Annotated in this window: 18 protein-coding genes; 13 read left to right on the top strand and 5 right to left on the bottom strand. The window is 45.3% G+C overall.

Annotation, left to right across the window (positions count from 1 at the left end):
• Window positions 1-135: 135 nt before the first annotated feature.
• Window positions 136-1,155: a Delta(5) desaturase DesA gene (gene desA, locus ACZGCQ_RS10735; protein ID WP_481266233.1), complete on the top strand. Its 1,020-nt coding sequence runs from the start codon at window positions 136-138 to the stop codon at window positions 1,153-1,155.
• A 157-nt stretch (window positions 1,156-1,312) separates the two neighbouring features.
• Entirely contained in the window at window positions 1,313-1,825 is a 513-nt protein-coding gene (locus tag ACZGCQ_RS10730; protein ID WP_481266232.1) for a VanZ family protein, read from the top strand.
• A gap of 52 nt (window positions 1,826-1,877) precedes the next feature.
• Here the strand turns inward: ACZGCQ_RS10730 and ACZGCQ_RS10725 are convergent, their stop codons facing one another.
• Window positions 1,878-2,054 carry a hypothetical protein gene (locus ACZGCQ_RS10725; protein WP_481266231.1) on the bottom strand — a complete coding sequence of 59 codons (177 nt, stop codon included), beginning with the start codon at window positions 2,052-2,054 and terminating at the stop codon, window positions 1,878-1,880.
• 401 nt (window positions 2,055-2,455) lie between these two features.
• Here ACZGCQ_RS10725 and ACZGCQ_RS10720 point away from each other — a divergent pair, with 401 nt between their 5' ends.
• Window positions 2,456-3,895 (top strand): ankyrin repeat domain-containing protein, encoded by a 1,440-nt coding sequence (locus ACZGCQ_RS10720; protein WP_481266230.1) that lies wholly within the window; start codon window positions 2,456-2,458, stop codon window positions 3,893-3,895.
• Between the two features lie 62 nt (window positions 3,896-3,957).
• On the opposite strand, the gene ACZGCQ_RS10715 is transcribed toward ACZGCQ_RS10720, so the two are convergent.
• On the bottom strand, window positions 3,958-6,054 hold the full coding sequence (locus ACZGCQ_RS10715; RefSeq protein WP_481266229.1) for a 5'-nucleotidase C-terminal domain-containing protein: 2,097 nt from the start codon (window positions 6,052-6,054) through the stop codon (window positions 3,958-3,960).
• Window positions 6,055-6,425: 371 nt separating this feature from the next.
• Between ACZGCQ_RS10715 and ACZGCQ_RS10710 the strand changes: the two genes are divergently transcribed.
• The 3 genes from ACZGCQ_RS10710 (at window position 6,426) to ACZGCQ_RS10700 (ending at window position 8,653) form a co-directional block, all read left to right on the top strand.
• Window positions 6,426-6,548 (top strand): hypothetical protein, encoded by a 123-nt coding sequence (locus ACZGCQ_RS10710; protein WP_255359374.1) that lies wholly within the window; start codon window positions 6,426-6,428, stop codon window positions 6,546-6,548.
• A 338-nt stretch (window positions 6,549-6,886) separates the two neighbouring features.
• Window positions 6,887-7,684: an ABC transporter permease gene (locus ACZGCQ_RS10705; RefSeq protein WP_231925655.1), complete on the top strand. Its 798-nt coding sequence runs from the start codon at window positions 6,887-6,889 to the stop codon at window positions 7,682-7,684.
• A 15-nt stretch (window positions 7,685-7,699) separates the two neighbouring features.
• Window positions 7,700-8,653: an ABC transporter ATP-binding protein gene (locus ACZGCQ_RS10700; protein ID WP_214807767.1), complete on the top strand. Its 954-nt coding sequence runs from the start codon at window positions 7,700-7,702 to the stop codon at window positions 8,651-8,653.
• A 149-nt stretch (window positions 8,654-8,802) separates the two neighbouring features.
• Here ACZGCQ_RS10700 and ACZGCQ_RS10695 read toward each other — a convergent pair whose 3' ends face one another.
• Complete coding sequence (locus ACZGCQ_RS10695) at window positions 8,803-9,384, bottom strand: LOG family protein (RefSeq protein ID WP_481266228.1); 582 nt, start codon at window positions 9,382-9,384, stop codon at window positions 8,803-8,805.
• A 79-nt stretch (window positions 9,385-9,463) separates the two neighbouring features.
• On the opposite strand from ACZGCQ_RS10695, the gene ACZGCQ_RS10690 reads away from it, so the two are divergent.
• Window positions 9,464-9,637, top strand: a complete 174-nt coding sequence (locus tag ACZGCQ_RS10690) for a hypothetical protein (RefSeq protein WP_023469413.1) — start codon at window positions 9,464-9,466, stop codon at window positions 9,635-9,637.
• Between the two features lie 292 nt (window positions 9,638-9,929).
• Window positions 9,930-10,364 carry a hypothetical protein gene (locus ACZGCQ_RS10685; protein ID WP_481266227.1) on the top strand — a complete coding sequence of 145 codons (435 nt, stop codon included), beginning with the start codon at window positions 9,930-9,932 and terminating at the stop codon, window positions 10,362-10,364.
• 10 nt (window positions 10,365-10,374) lie between these two features.
• Here ACZGCQ_RS10685 and ACZGCQ_RS10680 read toward each other — a convergent pair whose 3' ends face one another.
• The gene (locus tag ACZGCQ_RS10680; protein WP_481266226.1) at window positions 10,375-11,238 is read right to left on the bottom strand and encodes a helix-turn-helix domain-containing protein; all 864 of its coding nucleotides are present in this window, start codon (window positions 11,236-11,238) and stop codon (window positions 10,375-10,377) included.
• A gap of 147 nt (window positions 11,239-11,385) precedes the next feature.
• Between ACZGCQ_RS10680 and ACZGCQ_RS10675 the strand changes: the two genes are divergently transcribed.
• The 4 genes from ACZGCQ_RS10675 (at window position 11,386) to ACZGCQ_RS10660 (ending at window position 13,997) form a co-directional block, all read left to right on the top strand.
• The gene (locus tag ACZGCQ_RS10675) at window positions 11,386-11,532 is read left to right on the top strand and encodes a hypothetical protein (protein ID WP_156323178.1); all 147 of its coding nucleotides are present in this window, start codon (window positions 11,386-11,388) and stop codon (window positions 11,530-11,532) included.
• Between the two features lie 76 nt (window positions 11,533-11,608).
• Window positions 11,609-12,814, top strand: a complete 1,206-nt coding sequence (locus ACZGCQ_RS10670; protein WP_481266225.1) for a hypothetical protein — start codon at window positions 11,609-11,611, stop codon at window positions 12,812-12,814.
• Entirely contained in the window at window positions 12,807-13,544 is a 738-nt protein-coding gene (locus ACZGCQ_RS10665) for a hypothetical protein (RefSeq protein ID WP_481266224.1), read from the top strand. Before ACZGCQ_RS10670 ends, ACZGCQ_RS10665 begins: the two co-directional genes overlap by 8 nt.
• A gap of 141 nt (window positions 13,545-13,685) precedes the next feature.
• On the top strand, window positions 13,686-13,997 hold the full coding sequence (locus ACZGCQ_RS10660; protein WP_481266223.1) for a hypothetical protein: 312 nt from the start codon (window positions 13,686-13,688) through the stop codon (window positions 13,995-13,997).
• 39 nt (window positions 13,998-14,036) lie between these two features.
• Here ACZGCQ_RS10660 and ACZGCQ_RS10655 read toward each other — a convergent pair whose 3' ends face one another.
• Window positions 14,037-14,456: a helix-turn-helix domain-containing protein gene (locus ACZGCQ_RS10655; RefSeq protein WP_223040845.1), complete on the bottom strand. Its 420-nt coding sequence runs from the start codon at window positions 14,454-14,456 to the stop codon at window positions 14,037-14,039.
• 208 nt (window positions 14,457-14,664) lie between these two features.
• Between ACZGCQ_RS10655 and ACZGCQ_RS10650 the strand changes: the two genes are divergently transcribed.
• The gene (locus ACZGCQ_RS10650) at window positions 14,665-15,189 is read left to right on the top strand and encodes a VanZ family protein (protein WP_481266222.1); all 525 of its coding nucleotides are present in this window, start codon (window positions 14,665-14,667) and stop codon (window positions 15,187-15,189) included.
• Window positions 15,190-15,197 lie beyond the last annotated feature (8 nt).

The raw sequence follows: 15,197 nt of genomic DNA, 5'->3' as shown, positions 1-15,197 counted from the left end.
AAACAATTAGAGTGCCGCTTTTGAATCGTGTTGTAGAGGCACCGTCACGACCATCGCTCACTGGTTTCATATTTTAGTTTCACCATTTTACTTAGCGTCGTGAACGCTGAAACAACCCGAGGAGGAAGCATCACTATGAGTAAAGAAAAGATTGCCCAGCTGCGCAAACACGTGTCGCCGTTTGAAAAGGCAGACATCAAAGCCAGCGTCCGGCAGATGATCAACACGATCCTGCCGTTTCTCGTCCTATGGTTTCTGGCATATCAGGCCCTGAAGCTGTCTGTGTTTCTCGCGGTTCCTTTGGCGATCCTCGCCGCTGGATTCGTCGTCCGGATGTTCATTATCTTCCATGATTGTACGCACGGTTCATTCTTCAAGAATAAGAAAGCGAATGCCATCGTCGGAACGATTACCGGGATTTTAACGTTATTCCCGTATGAGAAATGGAAGCGAGAGCACTCGATCCATCACGCATCAAGTGGAAATCTTGATAAGCGCGGTGTCGGTGACATCTGGGTCATGACGATTGAGGAATACATTGAAGCGTCACGCTTCACACGCCTCAAGTATCGTCTGTACCGGAATCCTCTCGTCATGTTTGGTCTTGGACCGCTCTTGTTGATTCTCGTCTCGAGCCGCTTCAACCGGAAGGATGCTCGCAAAAAAGAACGCATCAACACACATGTCATCAATGCGTCACTTATCGTCCTGTACGGTATCCTGATTTACTTCATCGGCTGGCAAGCCTTCTTGATCATCCAAGGAACGACGATGTTCACAGCAGGTGTCCTTGGAATCTGGTTATTCTACGTTCAACATACGTTCGAAGACTCGTACTTCGAGGATGAAAGTGAATGGGATTACGTCAAGGCGGCAATCGAAGGTAGTTCGTATTACGAGTTGCCGAAGGTCTTGCAATGGGTGACAGGAAACATCGGCTTCCACCATGTTCACCATCTCAGCCCGCGCGTCCCGAACTATCATCTCGAAAAAGCGCATGTCTCGACACCACCACTTCAGAAGGCGACGAAGATCGGTTTATTCTCGAGCCTGAAATCGCTTCGCTATAAACTATACGATGCGAAGAACAGAACGTTCGTGACGTTCCACGACATCAAACACCTCTTACGCGAACCGAAGACGTCATCGTTGTAAGGAACTGCACCTCGTCCACTTGGATGGGGTGTTTTTTGTTGTGTTGGAAGCAAAAGAGGGAATCAACAGGTAATGAGAGTAAGATAAGTCCGCCTTTTGGCGTATGTTCACGATAAGCATCCATGGTAGGATGTACTAATAGAAAGGAGAGTGCAGGATGCGCCGGATACCCATTTCCGTTTATATAGGAGGAGCCATCTTACTTTCCTTATTCGTCTTCAGTTCGATGACGTACCAGCAACAATCCTTGATTCCGTTTTTGACGCAACATATCCCACTCGACTGGGTGTATGCATTTTCCTTCGTGTCGTTCCATTATGAAGTGCCAATTAGCGTCGCGTCGCTTGGACCTGCGGCGTTCCTTGAGTTTTTCCTTCGGAAGGGAATGCACGCTGGATTGTTCTTCATTCTTGGAATCAGTATCGTTCATTTCTTACGGGGACGAGGATATGCGGCATTACCGGCTGCTTTTTTTGCCTTTACGACGGCGATGACGATTGGTGTCATAGATGAGTTTCATCAACAATTGACGGGTGGACGAACCCCACTCGTTGGTGATGTATTGATTGATGGCAGTGGTGCAATGATTGGAATCGTTTTGTACACAGCGATTCGTCTTTACTTAAAAGCTGATCGAATCGTGCGGGAGCAAGAACAACAGCGTGCATGAAAATAACCCATCGTCTCAATCCTATGACTGAGGCGATGGGTTATTTTAGCGATTAGAACCGTTGGACCCATTCAATCTTATACTGAGTACGTCCGAATTCTTTTCTTAACATGTTGTCGGCTTTCTTTCGTGCTGCCGTGTGATCGCCTGCCCGGATGTTGAGTCGATCCGTATCAACGATCTCATCTCCGCGTAATACTTGATATTGAACGGTATAATCTTTTTTCATTAAATTAAATAGTCCCAAGAATTTCACTCCCATAATCTTCTTTCTGTTAGTTATTATATGGTATACCAAATATTTCTGCAATCTAAAAATGTGACTTTTGTACTACCTATCGATAAAAATATAATGGTTCTAATGACAGGTTGCTTTACCGTGTGAATTGCGTATGAATGCTGAATAATCAAAAAAATCGTTTTAAAATAGAATGAATGAAATTTAATTACAAAAATAATGAATATTAAGGAGAATAGATTTTATTATCGATAAATTTACAAAAATATAAGTTATCTGAATATTATTTTGGTATGTTAGGAAAGGATTCCCTTGGAACTTCGAGGGAATAACCGTTAAGATAAGAAGGAAGAGACAACGATGAATGACGTGATATATGAGGGAGATGACGCATGGAGCAGGAGACGAATGAACGGATGGATCCCGCGCACTGGATCAGACGAGCGGTGACCCGCAAAGAAACCGTCTACTTTAGTTTGTTGTTAGGCATCGCCATCGTGACGGTCGGTGCCATCATTGGATTAGTATTTGAAACAGGGCAGCCTGGTGTTTATGTGATGGGTGGTCTTGTAATCCTATTGTTGATACTCTGGCTACGACAGTGGCAGCGGGTCTCCCGCATTCGAAGTGAAGGAGTGCGCTTGAGTGCCGAGCAGTTTCCAGAGTTGTTTGACCAAATCCGTATACATACAGAACAGCTACGACTATGGCGAATGCCAGAAATCTATTTTCAAAATGACGTAAAACGACCGCACGTTATCGGTCTATTCCAAAAGTATTTGATTGTCCTACCAACATCATATCTGGAATTGACAGAAACGCGTCGTTTCCGGTTGTTACTTGAACTGGCACGGATCAAACGAAACCACCAAGAAAAGCAGATCTTACTTTGGATCGGGAGCTGGATTCCGTTTTTGCGTCCGGCTTACATGCGGGCATGTGCTCGGACTCGTCATCAGATGATCCTCCCGCTTGTTTCAATCGCATACGCGCGACAAGCTATGTTTGAGGATGTGCTTGGACCAACGCTCCTAGCAACGACAGATACAGAGGTCTATATCGAGGAGAAACGGCAGCAATGGACGTTTTCCATCTTATTGTATGAAGCGTTACGAACGGAACCTTCTTTACTCGAACGGTTGCACTTAACGGGTGAGCCAATTGAACGTCCGCGACCACTCTTTCGATATGGTCAAGGCTTCATCGTCGCAGGTAGCATTCTACTCGTATTGTTCCTCGTTAGTACGACAGCAGGTATGTTGTTAGACGGAGGGGCAATCGAGGCGAAGAAGGAAACAAGTGACGAGACCGTCTCGGCGAAGACAAGCGGTCAGGATCTCAACGAGACAGAGCTGATGGCAGCGATTCAAAAAGGAAAACTCGAAGACATTCATCGATTGATTCCGGAAAGTGATATGAAGGCAGTCGATGCCGATGGCGATACGGCGTTACATTATCTCGGATACCGGAAATCCAGTACAGGACTCGAATCAATCTTTAAGGAATTGCTTGCAGCGGGCAGTGATGTCGATGCTGTCAATGAGTTCGGCGAGCGACCGTTCATTACAGCAGTCTTCAGTAACAACGATGAACTCGTCGACCTGTACTTGAAGCGAGGCGAAAAGGTCAATCAACAAGATGCCGACAAGTTCACGCCTCTTCATCATGCTGTTGAAGGAGAAGGGAAAGAGACCGTCAAACTCTTACTCGAGCATGGTGCTGATCCATCGATCAAAAACGCGGATGGCTTTACGCCACTCATGTTGGCACAAGAGTATGAACTCGATGAAATCATTGATTTGTTGAAGCAAAACTCATCGCAGACATTATAAAACAACAACCGCAGGCTCTCTCGAACGAATCGAGAAGACCTGCGGTTGTTTGTTGTGTCTAATTAGTTTGGTAATTTTGAAGTGTCGACGATGCGACCTTCGATTTTGTAGTCGACTTGACCGAGTGATTTCGTGAAATCACGTAGGTTTTCCCAGTCTGAGAGACCGAGGTCTGTGACGCGACCTGCTTTGTAAGCCGTTTCGAATGGTGTGAGACCATCGCCACCCTTAGCTGTGAAGGCATTCGTTGCGATGACATACGTCTTCGCTGGATCGATGGCTTCGAACGTGCCGTTATTGTTGACTTCCATCTTCGTGACGCGTTCGCCTTTAGCTTTTGTGCTATCGTATTCGAATTTCATCCCAGAGACGTGGAGGAAACCACCGTTTTCAATCGGTGCAACGCCAACACTGATTTCGAGGAGAGACTTGATTTCTTCTCCTGTCATTTTCGCAGTCGCGAGCGTGTTACCGAATGGAAGTGTCGTTAAGACTTCACCGACTGTGAGTGGTCCTGCATCGATAGCAGCACGGATCCCACCACCGTTTTGCATCGCGATGACTGTATCTTTATTGTATTCTTTTGCTTTTTTGAGCATTCCATCTGTGATCAAGTTTCCGAGAGCTGTCTCGCTGTTCCGGACACTGACTTCACCACGTGGGTTTGGAAGCGCGTTGACGATGTTCGCACCGACTTCTTCGTTTTTCAATTCAGCGATTTGATCGGCATAAGGTTTGAGGATTTCAGCTGCACGGACGTCTTCAGCTGCTTTTGAAACGTCGATGAGTGATCCGTTATACTCTGTCAATTTTCCTTTGTAGTCGAACGTCAAATCAAGATTTCCGAGGAAATCACCGTATTGGTATGCTTGCGCGATGATCGTTGGTTCTGTTTTGCCTGGTACGACTGTCTCGTCGACAACGACTGGTTTTTCAAGTTTCGTATGCGAGTGACCACCGACGATGACGTCGATCCCGTCGACGTTACGTGCGAGCAGTTGATCGTTATCAATTGCTTCGTTGTCATCGAATCCGATATGTGTCAAGGCGACGATTTTATTGACGCCACGATCTTCGAGTTTCTTCACGGCTGCTTTTGCACTCGTGATGTAGTTCGCGAACGCCACCGTACCTGGGCTTGCGATATCAGCTGTTTCTTCTGTCGTCAAACCGAAGAAACCGATTTTTTGACCTTTGTATTCCTTGATGATTCCTTGATAGATTTTGCCACGCTCTGGTCCTGCTGTGATCGTTTTCTTTTGTAGACCGTTGAAGAGTTCGTTTTTACTGAAATCAACGTTCGCCGTGATGAACGGGAATTTCGCAGCTGTGACGAAGTTCTTCAAAGCGATGTTGTTGTCTGTATCCCCGAGATCGAACTCGTGGTTACCGAATGTCATCATGTCGTACTTCATGTAGTTCATCAGTTCGAGATCAGCTTGACCAAGGAACTTGTTGAAATAGAGTGATCCTGAGAAGACGTCACCTGCATCCAAGAGAAGCGATGGTTTGCCTGCTGCGCGGTAAGCAGAGCGAAGGTCTTTAATGACTGTTGCCCGCTTTGGTGCTTTATCGAGGTTCGCATGCGTATCGTTCGTATGCATCAAACCAATTGAGAAATCATCCGTATTGACGTCAAGTACTGTGATTTTTGCTTTTAATGTAATCGTCTTACCAAGACGTGTATAACTTGCGACCGCATATTTCACACCCGCTTCGCTCGTATCAACTTTCGACCAGCGGACTGGCTTGTCATAGATGCGACCTGTCGCATAGAGAACAGCTAATGTTTTCGGCAATTCTGGTTTTTGATCGACGTAGATTGTCTGATCCGCAACCTTCTCGACGAACTTCACAGCGTAGTTCTGAATGTAGATCTTGATTTCGATTGGATTCTTTTTCTTACCGTATGTGCCTTTGACCGTTTGATAACGGTTGAACGCATGGCGATCGTAAGATTTCCACGTGATCTTCTCACCTTTATATGTAGCAGGGAGTTTGACCGGGGCACCTTTCGTGAAGACGAGTGACTTGAGTTTGACCGTTTTGACTTTGACATGTGTTGCAGCCGAAACTGTCGTTTGAGCAACTGGCACGATTGCCGATGTCGTCAGGGCGACAGCAACAGCTGCCGCGTAAAGCGGTTTTGATTTGTACATACGTAAAAATCCTCCTTCAAGAGTGGGGTATGAATGCAAGGTCGCGATGCGATCGTTGACCTCTTCTTCTACTATAAAGGGTTCGGAAAGCTTCGTGGGATGAACCTTTTGTAAATAACGTAAATTCTTAGGTCCGACAACATGACAACCTATGGAAGTCGTTTGCTCATGAGCTTTAGAATCCGAACGTTCGCCTTCACAAGAAAATGATAACGCTTTCATTATATCTTGTCTTAAATAAAAATGAAACGAAATAATATTACCAAGCGTTAAACATTACCATTAAATGTCGATTTTTTAGTGGTTCTGAATTGCTAAATATTGTATGATGTCAGTATATAGGCAGTTCGGATGAAAAGAGGCAACGATAGATGAATGATACGATTCGAGGCGGTGTCCTCGTCGGCATTATTTGTGTGATCACGGTCCTCCTCGTATGGGGGCTCGCATCACCACCGACGACGATTGAGTTTCCACATTTTAATCATGCGTAAAGGAAACAAACTAGGAGATGACCGGTGGTTTACCCGCCGGTTTTTTCGTGCCTGAAAAACTACAGTTTGGTGTCGGTTCGTCCAATACATTGACACGCTTTTTCACGATAGCTAGAATTGATTAAGTGTATATAGGAAGTATTGCTTCTGCCATGCACGAATGAGTGGACAAAGGAGGCGAGTCGGAATCGACCGGGCAAGTACCCGTTCATGCGGAGAGAGCGTTCGTTTGAGCAATCGCGGACGGCATCTGTCTTTTTTTTGAGTGGAATCAACGAATATGAAAATAAAATACATGTATCATGAATCGGAAGGAACTTACACTTATGCTGAAAGAAATGAGAAGTATCATCCGGGAACAAGTGGAGAATTTCCCCTTGATTCGCCGGTTGGCGCGATATGAGATCAAATCAGCGCATGCAGAGCAACGCCTTGGCCTTTTATGGGAGCTCCTCAATCCGGGTCTCCAAATCTTTATCTATTGGTTCGTCTTCGGTGTCGGTCTACGCGGAAACAAGAACGTCGACGGAGATATTCCGTTCATCGTCTGGCTTCTTTGCGGGATTGTCGTCTGGTTCTTCATCAATGACGCCTTGCTCCGTGGGTCGAACTCGATCAATAGTCGTCTCGCGATGGTAACGAAGATGCGTTTCCCGATGAGTGCGATTCCGTCGTATGTCATCTTATCACGCATGTATCAACATTTTGCGATGCTCTTGATCGTCTTCATCGTCATCATTGCAAATGGCATCCCGATTACATGGAAACTACTTCAGTTGCCGTATTATATGATCGCGACGTACATTTTCGTCTATGCGTTCTCACTTTGTTTTTCAACACTTATCACACTCGTTAAGGACATCCAGCTCTTCTTGCAATCGATGATGCGGATGCTCTTCTATATGACACCGATCCTTTGGAACATCGAACGGTTCCCAGATGCTTTACATGGTATCCTCCGTTTGAATCCTGTCTTTTATCTCGTCGAGGGATACCGAGCAAGCTTGCTCGGAGGGCATTGGGTCTGGCAAGAGTGGCCGACCGGTCTGTACTTCTGGAGTGTGACGCTCCTCTTGTTCACAGCGGGAACATTCTTGCACATCAAGTTCCGTAAATCATTCACAGAGCTCGTTTAAGGGAAGGAAATCGCCATGTCTATGATTAAACTCGACCATGTCACGAAACGCTTCGACATGGTCACGACTACGAAAGAAAAATTCAAGCTCTTGTTCAAGAATCAAAGCAAGAGCGTTAAAACATTCACTGCACTACGGGATGTCTCGCTCGAAATCGGCTCAGGTGAAGTCGTCGGACTCGTCGGAATCAATGGTTCTGGTAAATCGACGTTATCGAACTTGATCTCAGGCATCATCTACGCAAACGAAGGAGATGTTGCGATCAACGGTGAAGTTGCGATCATCGCCGTCTCGCAAGGGTTGAAGAACGTCCTGACGGGGCGGGAGAACATTCGCTTGAAGTGTCTCATGCTCGGAATGGATGATGCGGAAATCGAGCGCCGGATGCCTGGAATCATTGATTTCGCGGATATCGGTGACTTCATCGATCAGCCGATCAAGAAGTACTCGAGTGGGATGAAGTCGCGTCTCGGCTTCGCGATCGCAGTTAATGTCGACGCCGACATCCTGATCGTCGATGAAGCGTTATCGGTCGGGGACCAAACCTTCTATAACCGATGTATCGATAAGATGAACGAATTCAAGGAAGAAGGAAAGACCATCATCTTCGTCAGTCACTCGCTCTCGCAAATCAAGAGCTTCTGTGAGCGGGTCGTCTGGCTCGAGTACGGTCAAGTACGTCTCGACGGAACAACGAAGGATGTCTTACCGGAGTATAAGAAGTTCCTCGCGGAATATAAGAAGTGGTCGAAAGAGGAACAACATCAATACCGTCGCGATCGCTTGAAAGAACAAGCGGCAAATGCGCGATCGGGTAAAGAAAACACGGACTCAGAGGATACAGTCAAACATCCAGGGTGGATTTTGTCAGGTCTTGGGTTACTCGTCCTTGCAGCCGGGAGTTTGATGGTCATCGATGAGACGCCGTCTTTGACGAATCTTAGTGATGCGATCTTGAATTTCTTTTAACGTTAAACCAGGTGCATGCGCATCTGGTTTTTTTGTGCTGTAAAGTAGGATTCTTACGTCAGTGTAGAGAAAATGAGTAACGAGAGAGAAATAGAATCGGAAGAGCTGGGAATCCATACAAAAAAACGGAGTCAAAGACTCCGTTAGCATCAGGTTTGTGAGCGATCCATATAGGTTTTGACGTGTGGAGCCTCATACGTTGCGAAGCGTTCAAGGAGACGATCAGGGTCTGACTCGACAATCAGCATCGCGCGGTGTTCCGGAATCAGGAATCCTTGACGTTCCATCGTGTCAAATAGGGCAATCAAGGGGTCATAGTATCCGTCAATATTGAGTACACCACACGGTTTTTCGTGTAGACCGAGTTGTGCCCACGTAAAGACTTCAAAAAACTCCTCCATTGTACCGGGACCACCCGGAAGAATGATGAAGCCGTCAGCGAGTTCTGACATCTTCGCTTTTCGCTCGTGCATCGAGTGAACGAGATGCAATTCAGTCAGTCCGGGGTGGGCAAGTTCCTTTTCTTGTAGAAAATGAGGTAAGACACCGATTGCCTGACCTTGAGCAGCAAGCGTAGCGTCCGCGACAGCCCCCATCGTTCCAACACGGGAACCGCCGTATACGAGTCCGATGCCGCGCGCGGCGAGCGCTTGACCAAGTGTACCCGCTTCCTTGCGAAAGACTGGGTGAGCACCATCTTTGGAACCACAAAATACAGCAAGTCTATTCATGAAACAGAACCTCCTTCATTATCTTCACCATAGCATATTCGGTGATCGGACGGCAGAGTAGACCAGAAAGGAGATCGATATGCGACCACGTACGATTGTTTGGCTCGTCCTAATTATCGCAGCAATCAATTTAGGACTTGGGATATGGATGCCGGATACGTCGACGCGAACGACGATTAGTTCAATACTACTAGGTGTGATTGTCGTCCTCGGTATCTTTTACGTCATCGCGTTACGACAATCCTCAAAATAAAGAGAGCTCGTTCGACTCGTAGGAGTTGAATGAGCTCTATTTTTGTCTGTTATGGAATTTCATCATGATGGAATATTCAAAAAAATCTATTTTCATACACAAGTTCGACATATTGATGGGTGATTTGTAAGAAAAACACAGGAATCAGGACATATGACTCGAGTCGAAAGTCATAGAAAGTGAAGATAATGTGTAAAATACTATAATTATTCGTATTCGAATATTCGGAGGGGGTCTAAGGTTATATGATGTTGTTACGAAGTCATACGAAAAAAATTAGGAGGTAATTTAAATGAACTTGAAAAAGAAATTGGTCGTAGCTAGCGCAAGTGCCGTATTAGTATTAGGACTTGGTGTATCGGTATCAAATAACACTACACAAGTTGCAAAAGACCTTCTCCCAGGAGAGTTTTCAGTGAAGAATGTCGCGAAGGATCTCCTCCCAGGAGAGTTTTCAGTGAAGAATGTCGCGAAGGATCTCCTCCCAGGAGAGTTTTCAGTGAAGAATGTCGCGAAGGATCTCCTCCCAGGAGAGTTTTCAGTGAAGAACGTCGCGAAGGATCTCCTCCCAGGAGAGTTTTCAGTGAAGAACGTCGCGAAGGATCTCCTCCCAGGAGAGTTTTCAGTGAAGAACGTCGCGAAGGATCTCCTCCCAGGAGAATTTTCAGTGAAGAACGTCGCTGGTAACAAAGATTTATTACCAGGAGAATTTTCACAGGCTCGCTAATTTACAAAACTTAAACTTTATTATTTGAAATCAGTATTTGTTTGTATTCATTCATTCCTAAGATATCGAATAATGTATATGCCTTTGAATAAGCTTCTTTACAGGATGGGTTTAAGGGGTCAATCATTTCTAATGCGTAAGCCTTCTGATAATACAGTTGTCCTAGCAAGGACATATCTTTAAAACGAAGGCTCAAGTAAATCCCATCGTCGATGTATTCTAAGGCTTCTTCACATTTTTTCATAGCAACCAATACTTTAGACACGTTATATAAAAGACGAATCTTCTCGACGAGTAGTTCATCGCTCTCGTAACTAAGAGCAAGTAAATCTTCATAGGCTTTTAAACCGTGATTGAAATTATTCTTTTCATAATAAATCGTAGCAATCGCGGATTTGATACGAAAAATCATTTTCGGGGAATAAAAAAATTTAATACATTTTTCAGAAAGTCTTTGAAGTTCGACGATACATGTTCGAAAGTCGATTCTAGATATGCGATAGGCACTCAAATGCATGTAATAAGAATACAATGCTGCTAATTCGCTGTTAGAATCAATTAACTCCATTTGCTTCTTAGATAATGTATAAATTTCCTCATAGTCATTATTTTGAAATTTCGTTAAAAGTTCATCATCGATTATACGCAGGGTTTCTAAAGAACTGTGTTCACTTAAAAAAATCGTCATTGGCACCTGTAATCGACGCGATAACGCATAGAGCAATTCGACTGTCGGTGAATGGGTTCCACTCTCGATCTTACTGATCTCTGCTTGACTGCAAATTCCGTTTGCTAAATCTTTTTGGGTCAGATTGTGTTTCTTCCGCAATCGGCGTAATGCTAAGCCGATTTGCGGTGACATGAATTGATCCATCGGCTCCTCGTCCTTTCGTGGAGATTGAACTGGTATAGGGTACCAACTTCTATTATAGAAGCGAACCAGACGAGATACTACTGATTTACTTGATTTCGTATCAATGTTTCAACGACCATCACACTTGATTCAGAAAGGGGTACATCCATGACACTCATCTTAAAAGAAACGCGACGTAACATGACTTCTTGCGCTTGGTGTCTCAATCCTGCTACCGTCTCCGTCGCCCCCCTCGCTCATCGGGAAATGGACCGGACTGCTACGAAACCTAAGGCAAACGTTAAATCGGCTTAATCCACACAAAAGGACTTCATTCGGTTATTAGAATGAAGCCCTTTTTTCAATCATTTGATGAGAAAGGAGAGAGGACATGATCGGATTATCGCTTTTATCGGAACAAGACGGCTGGTTGCAACGTTCTCTACCATCGCTTGATCTGCAGACGTTTTGTGAGACGCACCGTATTTCGCTCGACGCGTTTGATTACGACACACATACGTTCCATGATCTACTTGATTATATGGATTTTCAAGAGTATGAGCACTACGTCTTCGTCCTCCAAGGGGAAGGCGAACGAACGTTACGACTCGTCGCGTATTTGCAACACGAGATGTTACACGTCCAGTTCCACTTGATTCGCCCAAATGGAGAAGTCCTGTTCGGACAACCTGATTTCCTGAATGGTCTCTTCTTACCGCAGGAAGACATGCCGGCTTCTGCATCCGTTCCAGCGGTCCATCATGCGCTTCTCTCATTGATGACAGGTGTGTACCCAGCATCAGTGCCGCACCATCCGCAACCGTTACGTCATGTCTACATCGAGGACAGCTCATTACTGGAGAAGATTCCGGCAAGCAATTTCCAGACGATGACGATCAACAGTGTCATCTATTTTGATCACCCGATGCGTCACGATCTACCGATCATCGAACTGATGAGCCGGACACCGATTCTGTTGACGTTTTCCGATCGTCTTTCGCCCTCGCTTGATTCGCAGTTGACGGTCTTGTCACGTGACGCGCTAGCAGAACGATTAGTGGACTGGCAACAAACGGGCCGGATTCAAAATGATCAATCGATGGGGATCCTCGATTATGCGACGTTAAGTGGATTACGCGTCTCGCATCGACTGTTCTTCTTTGCTGATGGAATTTACGCCGATCGACAGAAGACGATTCAGTTGAGTGCAGACCTATCTGTTGATATTGAATCTTTCCGGGAGCGGCAACCTCAACCTGACGCGCTTGCATCACAAACTGAACTGGAGCTATATCCTCTCCTGTATCAACTTGCCGGAACGTTTCAGGGAACGAGCCGTTTCATCACACCGTACTCTGATCTCGAATTACCTCGGACATCCGGGCGGATCGGACCGTTGACGTTAATCGGCATTCAAAACGAGGAAGGTTGTTTTGCGTTCGACCGGACGACGTTGCGCCTATTTGAGACGAACGAAGCTTTCCTCTGGATTCTCGAAGCGGATCAAAAGGAGCAGTTCGACATATTACCGGAGCGACTCGGCGCAGATTATGCAGAAGCGATTCAGCACTACAAGGAGTTGATGTATCATGGGTGACGTCTTATTTGGTCCATTCTTGCGTAAAGGGAGCTACTCGCGCGTCGAAGTGCTGAATCATGTTCAGGCAGACGAACGATTCGGTCAGCTGTATCAGGAAGCGCAACAGTTAACTGAAGTCGATGAGCTGATGCTGTATCGGCGTTATTTGCGAAAAGGAGAGCGAATCCTGTTTCATGGAACATTTGATCCATCGCTCTTCAATCTCTTGTCGGATGAAGGGTATGATCTTTATCTGATCGAACCGGAAGCTGCGCGGACGAAACAGATTGCGGAGAAGTATCAGCATAAGATTTACGGCTGGAGTCATGACGTGACGGACGTCGTCGGTCCTGAGTACTTTGACCGGATCATCTTACCGGGAACGACGATTTTACGTTATACGCGTGGGGAGCTGCTGTTGTTCTTCCGGAACATCCGTCAATTGCTACGACCAAGTGGACGACTGCTTGTGTCCTTATATCGTGTCGATCATCTAAAATCGATGGCGCATCCGATTGCGACGCGACGTTTTCAAAAGACGTTGCTGTTTTATGGCTATCAAGTCGACGGCGAACGTTTATTGTTCAACGCTTACCTCAAATCGGGGAAAGAGGAAAAGGTCAGTTATGCGGTCGAGTACTTGTATGAGCCGAACACACTGTTTGAATTTGCGACGTTATCACGCTATCAAGGACAATTTCTTTATGAAGGAAAAACGATGCTAGTACTGGAATTCGAAAAACAGTAGTCGAATAATATAATGTAACGATATAATTAAAAACATATGTAATATATTGGTTTGGATAGGTCTAAAGACTGGGTAATGTGATAGAGTAGTTTCCTTTTCACGATTCGAAGTACATCATGAGAAAGAGGAGCCGGACACATCATGGAAAATCAGAGCGGAAGTACCTTTCAGCAAAGCTGTTTATCGTTCATTGAGACCTTGTTTCCAGATGAATCTTTTTACTTCTTAGAAGAATCGAAAGCAACGGACGCCTTTGGACATCCCGGTCGACAATTGTTCTTCTCTTCACCGGTCCGTACCCTAAAATTCAGCATACTCGCGCAGGCGCATCAGCGCTACGCACGCGTATTCGTATCCGAGAAAACAAGTGAGAATACCTTTTTTCGTCAATTACTAGAAGCGACATATGAAGACGGACAATTGTACATTGACCATATCGTTCAAACGGAATAAGAAAAAGGAATCAAAATCAGCTGATTTTGATTCCTTTTTTTACGCCTCGATGGAGGAAAGCCCTCGTTTTAATGCCTGATCAATGGACGTCGCCATCTCATCTCGGACGTCCGCTGAGACGAGGCGACCATCGAAATAGATTTCCTTTGATAGACTGAGGTGAACGAGTAAGTCCTCGAGAATGAGCTTCAGATCAAGCGGTTGCGAGGGTTCAAGCGCTTGTTGCATGAATTCATTCAACGAAGGATGCTGTACATACTTCGGATCGATGAGATCAATGACCGTCGTGTCTAAAGCAAGAGCCAATCGTTCTAGGACTTGAGGAGAGGGCATGCGCTGACCACGTTCGTAAGCGGAGATGTCCGTTGCTGATTCACCACATCGTTCAGCTAAAAACTTTTGAGTATACTTGTGTTGTTTGCGCAGTTGCATGATTTTTTTACCTAGTGCACGATTCATGGCACTCCACTCCTATTCTTCAGGTCATCGTGTATAGTACTAATTAACCACTTTCATTATAAAAGAAACCTTCGAAATGTAAAATATCGTTTTTCAAGGAAACTAAAAAATTAATTTGGGTTAAACTAGAAATTGAATTTTAGAAAGAATCCGCCAATTTTTTGAGGTCCATGCTATTCTAAAGTGATATTAAAAAAGGAGTGTCTTCATGAGAAAAATCACGTGGTCCGGCTACGTCGTCCTTGCCATTCTATTGATCCTCTTCATCTCAAGTTCGATGCCGTACCAAGCGCAATCCATCAAACCAGGGTTATCCCGATTCATCCCGTTAGGCTTCGTCGATCATCTGCGCTTCATCTCTTTTTCCTATCATGGAGAAGTCAGTGTCGCCGCCCTTGGACGAAGTGGCTTCATTGAGTTTTTCATCCGAAAAGCAGCCCATGTCTCGACATTTCTTGTATTAGGGATCGGATTGATCGATTTGACACGTCGTCGTCTGACACCAGGACTTGCCGTCTTGTTCGCCTATTCGTTAGCGATCATGGTCGCTGTCTTTGATGAATTCCATCAAATCTTGACAGGAGACCGGACGGGACTCATCCAAGATGTCTTACTCGATGGAACGGGTGCCTTGATTGGAATCGGATGTTATGTACTCATCTATAGGAAAAAAGTACGACGCCAAGCAGGAAGTCTTTCCTTCCAGCACGAAAAGAACAGGCATCACTTTTAACGAAGGAG

It is taken from the genome of Exiguobacterium sp. HSB13, from assembly GCF_056764755.1.
The sequence above is the reverse complement of the archived record's forward strand: the minus strand, read 5'-3'. Positions and strand labels throughout refer to the sequence as shown.

Bases quoted from the DNA above. Each gene is read 5' to 3' on its own strand.
- ACZGCQ_RS10650 (WP_481266222.1), top strand. From the start codon at position 14,665: ATGAGAAAAATCACGTGGTCCGGCTACGTCGTCCTTGCCATTCTATTG.
- ACZGCQ_RS10710 (WP_255359374.1), top strand. From the start codon at position 6,426: ATGAATGATACGATTCGAGGCGGTGTCCTCGTCGGCATTATTTGTGTG.
- ACZGCQ_RS10695 (WP_481266228.1), bottom strand. From the start codon at position 9,384: ATGAATAGACTTGCTGTATTTTGTGGTTCCAAAGATGGTGCTCACCCA.
- ACZGCQ_RS10690 (WP_023469413.1), top strand. From the start codon at position 9,464: ATGCGACCACGTACGATTGTTTGGCTCGTCCTAATTATCGCAGCAATC.
- ACZGCQ_RS10675 (WP_156323178.1), top strand. From the start codon at position 11,386: ATGACACTCATCTTAAAAGAAACGCGACGTAACATGACTTCTTGCGCT.
- ACZGCQ_RS10715 (WP_481266229.1), bottom strand. From the start codon at position 6,054: ATGTACAAATCAAAACCGCTTTACGCGGCAGCTGTTGCTGTCGCCCTG.
- ACZGCQ_RS10725 (WP_481266231.1), bottom strand. From the start codon at position 2,054: ATGAAAAAAGATTATACCGTTCAATATCAAGTATTACGCGGAGATGAG.
- ACZGCQ_RS10660 (WP_481266223.1), top strand. From the start codon at position 13,686: ATGGAAAATCAGAGCGGAAGTACCTTTCAGCAAAGCTGTTTATCGTTC.
- ACZGCQ_RS10685 (WP_481266227.1), top strand. From the start codon at position 9,930: ATGAACTTGAAAAAGAAATTGGTCGTAGCTAGCGCAAGTGCCGTATTA.
- ACZGCQ_RS10670 (WP_481266225.1), top strand. From the start codon at position 11,609: ATGATCGGATTATCGCTTTTATCGGAACAAGACGGCTGGTTGCAACGT.
- ACZGCQ_RS10730 (WP_481266232.1), top strand. From the start codon at position 1,313: ATGCGCCGGATACCCATTTCCGTTTATATAGGAGGAGCCATCTTACTT.
- ACZGCQ_RS10665 (WP_481266224.1), top strand. From the start codon at position 12,807: ATGGGTGACGTCTTATTTGGTCCATTCTTGCGTAAAGGGAGCTACTCG.
- ACZGCQ_RS10680 (WP_481266226.1), bottom strand. From the start codon at position 11,238: ATGGATCAATTCATGTCACCGCAAATCGGCTTAGCATTACGCCGATTG.
- ACZGCQ_RS10720 (WP_481266230.1), top strand. From the start codon at position 2,456: ATGGAGCAGGAGACGAATGAACGGATGGATCCCGCGCACTGGATCAGA.
- ACZGCQ_RS10705 (WP_231925655.1), top strand. From the start codon at position 6,887: ATGAGAAGTATCATCCGGGAACAAGTGGAGAATTTCCCCTTGATTCGC.
- desA (WP_481266233.1), top strand. From the start codon at position 136: ATGAGTAAAGAAAAGATTGCCCAGCTGCGCAAACACGTGTCGCCGTTT.
- ACZGCQ_RS10655 (WP_223040845.1), bottom strand. From the start codon at position 14,456: ATGAATCGTGCACTAGGTAAAAAAATCATGCAACTGCGCAAACAACAC.
- ACZGCQ_RS10700 (WP_214807767.1), top strand. From the start codon at position 7,700: ATGTCTATGATTAAACTCGACCATGTCACGAAACGCTTCGACATGGTC.